Below are 641 nucleotides of genomic sequence, written 5' to 3'. Positions count from 1 at the left end.
GCTAATCAAGTATTTTAAAAAGGGAAAGTTCCCGGTTGATAAGCTGATGAAGTTTTATTCCTTTAACCAGCTCGACCAGGCTTTTGCCGACTTCACTAGCGGCAAGGTCATTAAGCCTGTCATTACATTTGAATAAAGATTTTGGGCTTTAATTAAATCGCACCTGTGTGACAATTTTTTGTTACACGGGCTTTTTTGTATGGGAAAGCTAGCCGCCAATATACAGTTTCCTTTGAAATAAAGTTGTAATTACAACTAATAATCACTATAATTGTAAATACAACTATTTTAAGGAGCCATAAAATGTATTTCTTTATCTCGCTAAAGCAAATTGCAATTATGTTTATTCTGATGGGGATTGGCTTTTTATGCCGGTATACAAATTTGATGCATGATCAGACAAATAAGGAATTGACAAAGATCCTTTTATACGTTGTATCGCCCTGTATCATCATTAATTCCTTTCTTCAACCAGCCACGGCCACGCTTTTAACGGGGTTCTTTGGGGCATCGTCGCGACAACCGTTGTTTTTGCTAGTTCAATCATTGTAGCAAAATTGCTCTTTAGCTTGACGGTGTTCAAGAAAAATCCGCAGGTAAATGCAATGAAATTTGCGGCCACGTATAGTAATGGTGGCTTT

The 641-nt window shown here is 37.3% G+C and carries 1 protein-coding gene; it reads right to left on the bottom strand.

Annotated features, from left to right (window positions below; all coding sequences use genetic code 11):
* Positions 1-454: 454 nt before the first annotated feature.
* On the bottom strand, positions 455-641 hold a 187-nt coding region (locus tag ACFIK0_RS09605; protein WP_375663944.1), incomplete at its 5' end, for a hypothetical protein.

The sequence above is a fragment of the Bartonella sp. CL63NXGY genome (assembly GCF_042194905.1).
Lineage (GTDB): Bacteria > Pseudomonadota > Alphaproteobacteria > Rhizobiales > Rhizobiaceae > Bartonella.
The sequence above is the reverse complement of the archived record's forward strand: the minus strand, read 5'-3'. Positions and strand labels throughout refer to the sequence as shown.